This window comes from Protofrankia sp. CiP1_Cm_nod4, from assembly GCF_982290645.1.
On the sequence record NZ_CEVIVC010000100.1, the window covers coordinates 1 to 10,159 of the forward strand.

Here is a 10,159-nt window from a genome sequence, read left to right on the forward strand (position 1 = left end):
GGCTGTTCGACAACCTGTTCCAGCGGTCACCGGGCGGCCGTGGGCCACGCCGTGGCGCCGACATCGCGGCCGAGGTCACGATCCCGTTCGAGAAGGCCCTCTCCGGCCTGGAGGCGACGGTCCGCCTGCCCGGCGCCGCGACCTGCCTGACCTGCGGGGGCAGCGGTGCCCGGCCGGGCACCGCGCCGCGGACGTGCACGACCTGCCGGGGGCTGGGCGTGGTGTCGCGGTCGCAGGGGGGCTTCGCGCTCTCCGAGCCCTGCCGGGACTGTCTCGGCAAGGGAACGGTGATCGATTCGCCCTGCCCGGACTGCCAGGGCAGCGGCCGGCGCGAACGCGAGCAGCGGATCCGCATCCCACCGGGGGTCGCCGACGGCCAGCGGCTGCGGGTGCGCGGGCGCGGATCGCCGGGCGAACGCGGTGGCCAGGCGGGCGATCTGGAGGTCACCGTCCACGTGCTGGCCCATCCGGTGTTCGACCGCGAGGGGCAGAACCTCACGGTCGTCCTGCCGGTGACCTTCGTGGAGGCCGCCCTGGGCGCCTCGGTGAAGGTCCCGACGATCGACGGCGCCCCGCTGACGGTGAAGATCCCGCCTGGCACGTCGAGTGGGCGTCGTCTGCGGGTACGTAGTCGTGGAGTGCCGCGTAGCGGGGGCGGTCACGGCGACCTCATCGTGACCGTCGACGTGACCGTGCCGAAATCGACGGATCTCTCCGCGAAGGCGCGGACGGCGCTCCAGGAGTTCGCCCACGCCCATCCCGAGGATCCGCGCACGACACTGATGGAACAGATGGAGGGCCGGTCATGAAGTCACGACCGAGCCGTACCGCCGACCCGCCGGGGCCGGCTCCGGCGCCGGCGAGGCCCGCGGGCGTCCCGCCCGGCCCGTCCGGAACGCCCGCGGCACCCCGCCCGAGCCCCGCGCACGACGACGACACACCGGTATACGTGATCTCCATTGCCGCACAGCTCGCCGGCATGCACCCCCAGACGCTGCGGGCCTACGACCGCCTCGGCCTGGTCACTCCCGGCCGCACGTCCGGACGCGGCCGGCGGTACTCCGTGCGGGATGTCGCGCTGCTGCGCGAGGTCCAGCGGCTGTCCCAGGAGGAGGGCGTCAACCTCCAGGGCGTCCGGCGGATCCTGGAGCTGGGCAGCCAGGTGATGATGTTGCAGGCGCAGGTCCGGCAGCTGACCGAGGAGCTGGCGGCGGTCCGCGCCGAGGCCGAGCGCCGGGTCGCCGAGGCGCACCGCAGCCACCGGCGCGACCTGGTTCCCGTCGACCGCAGCGCGATAGTGGTCTGGCGGCCCGGCTCCCGCCGCTAGCGGCCATGAACGCCGGCTCGTTCGGGTACCGCTCCCTCGCCGGCCGCCGCTCCTTCGCCGGTCCCTCGCCGGCCGCCGCCCCCACGTCGAACGCGGTTCCCCGTCGGGCAGCGGCTTCGCCGGACGGCGCGCCGTCGACGATCCGTGTCGAGCCGCCGAGTCGCGAGCCGTCGCGTGCGGGGCGGACGCTTCGCATCACGCAAACTTAAGTGGGAACGACTCAACTATCCTGAGCGTTACGAAGATGGTACGCCCAAAACGATCATCTTAGGACTCCGATGAACGCTGACCGCCTCACCGCCCGCTCGCAGGAAGCCCTGTCCTCCGCCGTCAGCCGCGCCACCGGTGACGGCTCACCGCTCGTCGACCCCCTGCACCTGCTGGTCGCCGTCCTGAGCCAGACCGGCGGGGTCGCGGTGGACCTGCTCGAGGCCGTCGGTGTGCCTCTCGCCCAGGTACGCGGACGCGCCGAGGCGGCGGTCGGCCGGCTGCCGCACGCTACCGGCGCGTCCGTCGCCCCGCCGCAGCTGTCCCGGCAGCTCATCACCGTCCTGGACAACGCGGAGCGGCAGGCGAACCGGCTCGGCGACGAGTACACCTCGGTCGAGCACCTGCTGGTCGCGCTCGCGGAGGAGGGCGGCGAGGCGTCCCGGGTGCTCACCGAGTTCGGGGCGAGCTCGGAGGCCCTGCGCGGCGCGTTCGACACCGTGCGCGGCGGCGTCCACCGGGTGACCAGCCGTGATCCCGAGGGCTCCTACCGCGCGCTGGACAAGTACTCCGTGGACCTCACCGAGCAGGCCCGCGCCGGCAAGCTCGACCCGGTCATCGGACGCGACGCCGAGATCCGCCGCGTCGTGCAGGTCCTGTCCCGGCGGACGAAGAACAACCCGGTCCTCATCGGCGAGCCCGGCGTCGGCAAGACCGCGATCGTCGAGGGGCTCGCGCTGCGGGTCGTCGCCGGTGACGTGCCGGAGTCCCTGCGCGGCCGGCGTATCGTCTCGCTCGACCTCGGCTCGATGGTGGCCGGCTCGAAGCTGCGGGGCGAGTTCGAGGAGCGGCTGCGGGCCGTCCTCAACGAGATCCGTTCCGCCGAGGGCCGGCTGATCACTTTCATCGACGAGCTGCACACGGTCGTCGGCGCGGGCGCCGCCGAAGGCGCGATGGACGCCGGCAACATGCTCAAGCCCATGCTCGCCCGCGGCGAGCTGCGCATGATCGGCGCCACCACTCTGAACGAGTACCGCACCCGCATCGAGAAGGACCCGGCGCTCGAGCGCCGCTTCCAGCCGGTGCTGGTCGGCGAGCCGTCCGCCGAGGACACCATCGGCATCCTGCGCGGGCTGAAGGAGCGCTACGAGGTGCACCACGGTGTCCGGATCACCGACGCCGCGCTCGTCGCCGCCGCCACCCTCTCCGACCGGTACGTCAGCGGGCGGTTCCTGCCCGACAAGGCCATCGACCTGGTGGACGAGGCCGCGTCCCGGCTCCGGATGGAGATCGACAGCCGGCCGGTGGCGATCGACGAGCTCGAGCGCGCCGTCCGGCGCATCGAGATCGAGGACATGGCGCTGTCCAAGGAGAGCGACAGCGCGTCCAAGGAGCGCCGCGAGCGGCTGCGGCGCGAGCTCGCCGAGAAACGGGCGGAACTGTCCAGCCTGACCGCCCGCTGGCAGCGTGAGAAGAGCTCCATCGTCGAGGTGCAGAAGGCCAAGGAGGAGCTGGAGAACGCCCGGCGCGCCCTCGACCTCGCCGAACGTGACCTCGATCTGGCCAAGGCCGGCGAGCTGCGCTACGGCACGATCCCGACGTTGGAGAAGCGGCTCGCCGCGGCCACCGACGCGCTGCCCGGCGCGGACGAGCCCGGCAGCGCCATGCTCAAGGAGGAGGTCGGCCCCGACGACGTCGCCGAGGTCGTCGCGTCCTGGACGGGCATCCCCGCCGGCCGGCTGCTGGAAGGGGAGACCACCAAGCTGCTGCGCATGGAGGAGGAGCTGCACGCCCGCGTCGTCGGCCAGCACGCCGCGGTGCGGGCCGTCTCCGACGCCGTGCGCCGGGCCCGCGCGGGCATCTCCGACCCCGACCGGCCGACCGGCTCGTTCCTGTTCCTCGGCCCGACCGGCGTCGGCAAGACGGAGCTGGCCAAGGCGCTCGCGGACTTCCTGTTCGACGACGAACGCGCGGTGGTCCGCATCGACATGAGCGAGTACGCCGAGAAGCACTCGGTGGCCCGGCTCATCGGTGCCCCGCCCGGCTACGTCGGCTTCGAGTCCGGCGGGCAGCTCACCGAGGCGATCCGGCGCCGCCCCTACAGCGTGATCCTGCTGGACGAGGTGGAGAAGGCCCACCCTGACGTCTTCGACATCCTTCTGCAGGTCCTCGACGACGGACGCCTTACCGACGGGCAGGGCCGCACGGTGGACTTCCGCAGCACGATCGTGGTGCTGACGTCCAACCTCGGCTCCCAGTTCATCGCGGACCCGACCCTGCCCCCGCAGGTGCAGCGCGACTCGGTCATGATCGCGGTGCGGGAGGCGTTCAAGCCCGAGTTCCTCAACCGGCTCGACGACATCCTCATCTTCGACCAGCTCGACAAGGACGACCTGGCCCGCATCGTCGATCTCCAGCTCGACCTGCTGCGCGCCCGGCTGACCGACCGGCGGATCACCCTGACGGTCACCGACGCCGCCCGCTCCTGGCTCGCCGACGCCGGGTACGACCCGGTCTTCGGCGCCCGCCCGCTGCGCCGGCTCGTCCAGACCGCGATCGGCGACCCACTCGCCCGGGAACTGCTCGCCGGCACCGTCCGGGACGGCGACAACGTCCTCGTGGACGTCGCCCCGAACCAGCACGGCCTGGCCGTCCAGAAAGCGTAGGCAAAAACCGCTGTCACCCCAACGAAAACCGCCTACAGACCCAAAGCCCGTAGGCGGAATCGGGCTGCCCGCCGGTGCGGGTGATCTGCTCGGTGAGCGGAACTTGCCCGCATGGTGAAGCGTCGCAAAATAGCACGAAATGGCAGATGTCGACGGACCCGCAGAATTGTTCGACGATATGGCCGACAGCCGTCCAGGGTTCAGGTGGAGACGACGAGGCGGATGAACTGTTTGTCGATGATGGCCCCGTCTGCCAGGTTCTCGTCCGGGGTTTCGGCGGGGTAGGCGGTGATGGCTAGGGTGTGCCCCTTTCTCCAAGCTCCGGACAGCTACACTCCGCCACGACAGACGGCAACTGGACGTTGGTGTTCAAACACGACTTCCGACCAACTGCATAGAGCCGGAAAACCACTGAAGATTGTGGAATCTCATCTGAGCCATCTCATATTGTCCAAATAGACATATATCAATAAATTTGGTCAAACAGGGCAGCACGAGCAAGATTTTCGGTACATTCCTAGAGAGAGTCCGCCGCCACGTGCGAGCGTCGCCACTCGGATCGAGCGGACGTGGCACCGATGATCGCGATGATCGCGACGGCCGCGGCGACCAACCACTCCAGCGACCCGTCGCCGTGGTCCGGATCGACGCCGAACACCACCTCGATCCATTCCTGGTTGATCAAGGTGGCGACCAGCAGGACAAAGCTGGCCACGGTCAGTCCGGTCTCGATGTAGAAACGCCGACGCACGCGCCTGCCAACTGTCATGATCCCTCCCGATTCGGTTCGGCTGGTGTGGGACGGTTCGGTGGACCCGTTGGGTGGCCGATCAGCCGCCGGTGGGCGCCGGTCCGGCGGAGGCGTCGGTCGAGGAGCCGAGCACTGTGTCCGCCCTGCCGGATGGCTGTGCGTCGAGGCCGGTTGGTGCGAACCCGGGGGCGCCGGCTACCTCGGGTGGGCCACTGGGCGCAGGGCCGGCCGAGAGTGCCCCGAGCCGCGCCGCGCGGGCTGCAAGTTCCGCCGGTGGGCCGCCCTGGGCTGCCCCGGCATTGGTCGAAACGCTGCCGGTGGGCGCGATGTCGGAAATGGTGATTCCCTGGCCCGGTGCCGGTGCCGGTGCCGGTGGGCCAGGGGTGTCGTGGTTGTCTACGTGGATGGTGATCCGCATGTCGTTCCCTCACGCATGAGAAGTGGTCAGCTGAGTACTGCGTAGCGTCCCTCGAAGGTGATCGGTTGAGGTGCCAGATTCGTAACGGTGATCCAGTAGGTCACGTTGTTGGCGTCGGCGCGTTCGACCGCCACGTCCCAGTCGGTGGACGGCGAGCCGAGGCGTACGGTCGTCGGCTGGATGTACCAGACGACGTGCCAGGCTGCGGGCCACCCGAACGTGAACCATCGCTGGGTCGCGCCGGCCGGCAGCGTTCCGGTGAATTGAACATTGGTCCACATGGCTGCTCCCGGAAAGACAGATCAGTAGCGGCTGAGGACGCAGAAGCGTCCTTCGAAGGTGACGGGCTGACCGGTGAGGTTGCGGACGGTGATCCAGTATGTGACGTGTTCGGCGTCGGCCCGTTCCACCTGGGTCTTGAAGCTGATCTGTGGGGACCCCGGCGCCGGGCTGGTGGGCATCGCGGTCCACAGAACGTGCCAGGTGGCGGGCCAGTTGAAGGTGAACCAGCGGCTGCTGGCGTTCGCAGCGAGCGTTCCCGTCCACTGGACGCCGCACCAGGGCTGCGTCATCCAGCCATCGACGGGAATCTCCCAGACACCGCGGTTGCGTGTTCCCGCGCGGAGGACTCGCGCGTGAGGGTGAAACACCAGGTCGCCGACGAAGGCGTTCGGCAGGCTTGCGGAGAAGTCGGTCCACGACGCGCCGCCGTCGAAACTCTGGTAGACACCGAGGTCCGCCGCGACCCACACGCGGTTGCGGTTGCCGTCGTCGACGGCGATGGCGTTGACGGGTAGCCCGGGCAGGGTGCCGGTCCGGTCGGTCCAGTTCGTGCCACCGTCGTCCGACCGCCAGACGCGACCCCCACCACGGGTACTGCTCGTTGCCCACAAGCGGCCGGTACCGCCGGGCTCGGCGGCCAGGTCGCTGATGACCGCTCCCGCGCGGGGAGTGGTCAACGCGGTGAGTGCCCCCCAGGCTCCGGAGCTGAAACGGGTGCGCAGGATCCGGCCGTCGCCCAGGCCGACGAGAACGGTGTCCGGGTCGGGGACAGCCAGCGCCGTGCCGATACCGGCGCTCGGGAACCCGACCCGGGTCCAGGTGCTGGCGTTGTCCCGGGACACGTACAACGCCTGCATCGCGACCGCCACCGTGTCGCCGCTGGTGGCGCTGCCCTCCAGCGGCGGGTAGAACAGGCCCCTGCCCTCGCCGGCGGGCCGGGTGGGGGTGACGGTGGTCCAGCTTCCCCAGTCGCCCCGGCTGGTGGAGCGCAGCAGGCCGCCCCACTGGCGGCTGTGGATGACGATCGAGGGGTTCTGGCGGTTGACGTGGACGTCGCCGCCGTCCGCGTCTTCCACGTGCTCCCAGGCCGAGGGCCCGGTCCACCGGTTCGTGCCGTTGTCCTGGGTACCGCCGATGAGCCACCGAGACGAGCCCCAGTCCTGGGCGAGGTACTCGAACTCGCTGATGACCAGGCCGTTGTTGCAGCTCACCCAGGTGGTTCCACGATCGGGGGAGCGGAACAGGCCGCCGTCGCAGCCGGCGTACACCGTGGCGGGGTTCCCGGGCTCGAAGGCGATGCTGTGCTGATCGGGGTGGATCGACTGCCCGGACGAGCCCTTGTTGCTGATCGTCTGCCAGCTCCAAGTGGCGCCGGACAGGTCACCGCGGTGCAACTCGATGGCGCCGCAGTACACCTGCGTGTCGAGGTCCGGGGCGACGGCGACATACCAGTCGTACCACGACTGAACGGTTGCCAGTCCGGGAGGCAGCCCAATCGCCGTCCACACCCCGGCGGCGCGGCGCCACAGGTAGCCGGTGGGGATCTGGCTCCCATCGGGCTGCGGGATCCATGGCGTGCCGGTACCGAAAGCATAGGCGACGTTCGGGTTGGACGGAGCCACGGCGACGGCGAGCCGAACGAACCCGGCCGGCGCTCCCGGCAGGTTCACCGCTGTCCAAGTGGTGCCGGAGTCGGTCGAACGGAACAGACCGTCGGCGCAAGACGCCAGCACTTCACTGGTGCCGAGGCTGACGGCGAACGTGCGCTGCGAACGGCGCTGGGTCCAGGTCGTACCCGCGTCGGTCGAGACGTACAGTCCACCGGTCGCGGCGCCGAACAGCCGATTGCCGTCGGCGGGGTCGACGCGCAGCGCGTAGAAGCCCTGTCCCACGAACGGGGTGGTGCACACCGACGACCACGATGTACCACCGTCGGACGACCTTAAGACCCCATTGCCGAGTAAGGACCACCAGTCGCCCTCGCCCAACCCGCAGTAGACCGTGGCCGCGCGGCTGGGGTCGAACGCGATTGCGCCAACGGTGAGGGTCGAGGCAAAGTCGGTCCGAGGCTGCCAGGAAGCGCCACGGTCACGTGACTCCCAGACACCGCCGTTCGCGCCACCCGCCAGGACGTGCGCGGGACTGCTCGGATCGACGGCGAGGGCCGATACGCGCCCGGAGACGTTGACCCGGCTGCTGCCGTAGGTCTGGCCGTTCGTCACCGTTGACGGGCCGACCGAGCGCCACTGCGGCTCTCCCGCCGTCGGCGGCCCGGCGAGGCCCTCGGCAACGGCGGCATATGTGCGGGCCAGATCCTCCGGTGCCGCTATGTCGGCTGGCGTCCCCTCGTCCTCGGCGCCACCGCCGGCGGTCGGCGGACGGCCTGACGCGCGGAGTCGGGACGCGCGAGCGTCACCCTGGGGCGAGGCAGGCGGCAACGCGCCGATCGCCTCGGCATGCGCGAGCGCCTCGGCTGCCACTTCATCGGTGACCGCGGTGGCCACCGCCTCCTGCGCAAAGTTCGTCAGCCCCTGCGCTTTGAGTAATTCGAGCAGCCGCAGCATCGCCTTGCCGCCGTACGGACGGGCAGGCGTTCGCTCGTCGACGCGGACCGCGTCGCGGGGGGTTACGCCTTCGTCCTCGGGTCCTTGCATCGGCACCTCCTCGATAGCGGTGCGTCACAGGTGTGCGGGGTCGCGCGAAATGTCGACATCGCAGCCCTGGAGCCGATATGCCTTGGTCTTGGTCCGGCCCGTTGGCCGAGGGCGGGAGCAGTCAGCCGGCCGTCGGATGGCCGGGCTTGTTCTCGCTTCGTTCGCGGTCCTGCTCCTCCGCCGGCTCCGCCGCCGGCTCCGCCGAGTCGGTCGGCTCCGCCGCGTCCGAGACCGGTTCCTCCCGCGCCGCAAGGAACTCTCGCAGACGCTCGGCGGCACCGCCGCCGGGTGGCACCGGCATCTGCTCGTCAGTGGAATTCGAGGTTTCGGCCATGTCCACCCCCGTGGGACCGCAAGCCGTGAATGTCTCTTTATGTTCCTCCTGGACCAGCTGAGCGTCAACGCTCCCGTGTGTCGGTTTTCTGCTTGACGCTCCACCCGCCGGCACCTCGGCCCCGGCCTTTCACGCCCGCGCCCGCTGCGCCACCCGCCGCCAGCATCTGATCAATGCTCCGGCTCGGCTCACCCGCCACGGCCGGGGGAGAGCACCCTGCGTCTGCCCGTCTGCCCGTCTGCCGGTCGCAGCCCCCTATCCCCGACCTGGAACCTGGACGAGCCGCTGAAGGGTGAGCGACTGGGCCATCATGCCCGAAAAGCCCGGCATCATCGAATTTCTCGGAGGAAGGCACCCGAAAGATCCAGAAAGATGGTCACGGAAATTTCTCGATGCATCCAGGCCGAGTCCACGAACTCTGTGGAGGCTTCTCCATACTCCCACAAAGAATTATTGGCAGGCTGTGCGAGAAAATGCCCGAAAAAGAACCAGTGAAACCTCGGGCAGTGAATGATCCCGCATGGGCGCGGATTCCGGATTCGTAGATATACTCTCGGTCGTGCGGGGGCTGGTGGTCGCTGACGAGGTGCGGGCGGCGGTGGAGGCGGGGCGGCCCGTGGTCGCCCTGGAGTCGACGCTGATCGCGCACGGCCTGCCGCGCCCCCGCAATCTGGAAGTGGCGGCCGACCTGGAAACCCTGCTCCGTGACCGTGGGGTGACACCGGCGACCGTAGCGGTGATCGACGGGATACCCACCATCGGTCTGGACGCCATCGCGCTCTCCCGGATCGCGAACGCCCCGGACGTGGCGAAACTGTCGGTACGGGATCTGCCGGTCGCCTCCGCGCTGGGCCGCACCGGGGCGACCACGGTCGCCTCCACGTCCCTGCTCGCCACCCGCGCCGGTATCGGCGTGTTCGCCACCGGCGGGCTCGGCGGGGTGCACCGCGGCTGGGCCGACAGCGCCGACGAGTCCGCCGATCTTGTCACTCTCGCGAGCACGCCGATAGCCGTGGTCTGCGCGGGGGTGAAGTCGATCCTGGACGTCGGCGCGACCCTCGAACGGCTGGAAACCCTCGGTGTGCCGCTGCTCGGCTGGCGGACGAACACCTTCCCGGGCTTCTACCTGTCCCGGACCGAGTTCGCCGTGGACTGGCGGGTGGAGGCCGCCGCCGAGGTCGCGGCCGTCATGGCGGACGCGCGGGCGCTGGGCCTGCGCACGGCCGTGGTCGTCGCCAGCCCGGTGCCCGAGGCGGACCAGCTCGACCAGGAGCTGCACGACCGGGTCCTGCGCGAGGCGTTGGCGCAGGCGGCCCGCCGGGGGCTGCGGGGGAAGGCCGTCACCCCGTTCCTGCTGGCGACGTTCCACCGCGAGACGGCCGGCGCCAGCCTGGAGACCAACATCGCCGTGGTCCGCAACAACGTCACCGTCGCCGCCGACATCGCCATTGCCTGCTCCGCCCGGCCGGCCACCCCGGACCGGACGTAAAGCTGCCGGCCCGACCGTCCGGCCCGGGCTG

General features: G+C 70.3%; 8 protein-coding genes. 4 read left to right on the forward strand and 4 right to left on the reverse strand.

What is annotated here, in order from left to right; genetic code table 11:
* The 3 genes from AC5LSR_RS17320 to clpB form a co-directional block, all read left to right on the forward strand.
* A partial coding sequence (locus AC5LSR_RS17320) for a DnaJ C-terminal domain-containing protein (RefSeq protein WP_493464830.1) occupies positions 1–809 on the forward strand: 809 nt, incomplete at its 5' end.
* Complete coding sequence (locus tag AC5LSR_RS17325; RefSeq protein ID WP_445548225.1) at positions 806–1,327, forward strand: heat shock protein transcriptional repressor HspR; 522 nt, start codon at positions 806–808, stop codon at positions 1,325–1,327. The genes AC5LSR_RS17320 and AC5LSR_RS17325, both read left to right, overlap by 4 nt.
* Before the next feature lie 278 nt (positions 1,328–1,605).
* Positions 1,606–4,200 (forward strand): ATP-dependent chaperone ClpB, encoded by a 2,595-nt coding sequence (clpB, locus tag AC5LSR_RS17330; RefSeq protein WP_250285038.1) that lies wholly within the window; start codon positions 1,606–1,608, stop codon positions 4,198–4,200.
* 517 nt (positions 4,201–4,717) lie between these two features.
* On the opposite strand, the gene AC5LSR_RS17335 is transcribed toward clpB, so the two are convergent.
* The 4 genes from AC5LSR_RS17335 to AC5LSR_RS17350 form a co-directional block, all read right to left on the reverse strand.
* On the reverse strand, positions 4,718–4,969 hold the full coding sequence (locus AC5LSR_RS17335) for a hypothetical protein (protein WP_250285040.1): 252 nt from the start codon (positions 4,967–4,969) through the stop codon (positions 4,718–4,720).
* Between the two features lie 426 nt (positions 4,970–5,395).
* Positions 5,396–5,650 carry a hypothetical protein gene (locus AC5LSR_RS17340; RefSeq protein WP_250285042.1) on the reverse strand — a complete coding sequence of 85 codons (255 nt, stop codon included), beginning with the start codon at positions 5,648–5,650 and terminating at the stop codon, positions 5,396–5,398.
* A 21-nt stretch (positions 5,651–5,671) separates the two neighbouring features.
* Complete coding sequence (locus tag AC5LSR_RS17345) at positions 5,672–8,305, reverse strand: WD40/YVTN/BNR-like repeat-containing protein (RefSeq protein WP_250285044.1); 2,634 nt, start codon at positions 8,303–8,305, stop codon at positions 5,672–5,674.
* A 121-nt stretch (positions 8,306–8,426) separates the two neighbouring features.
* Positions 8,427–8,606: a hypothetical protein gene (locus tag AC5LSR_RS17350; protein WP_493464833.1), complete on the reverse strand. Its 180-nt coding sequence runs from the start codon at positions 8,604–8,606 to the stop codon at positions 8,427–8,429.
* 553 nt (positions 8,607–9,159) lie between these two features.
* Between AC5LSR_RS17350 and AC5LSR_RS17355 the strand changes: the two genes are divergently transcribed.
* Positions 9,160–10,128, forward strand: coding sequence for a pseudouridine-5'-phosphate glycosidase (locus AC5LSR_RS17355; protein WP_250285049.1), 969 nt, complete (start codon positions 9,160–9,162; stop codon positions 10,126–10,128).
* Positions 10,129–10,159 lie beyond the last annotated feature (31 nt).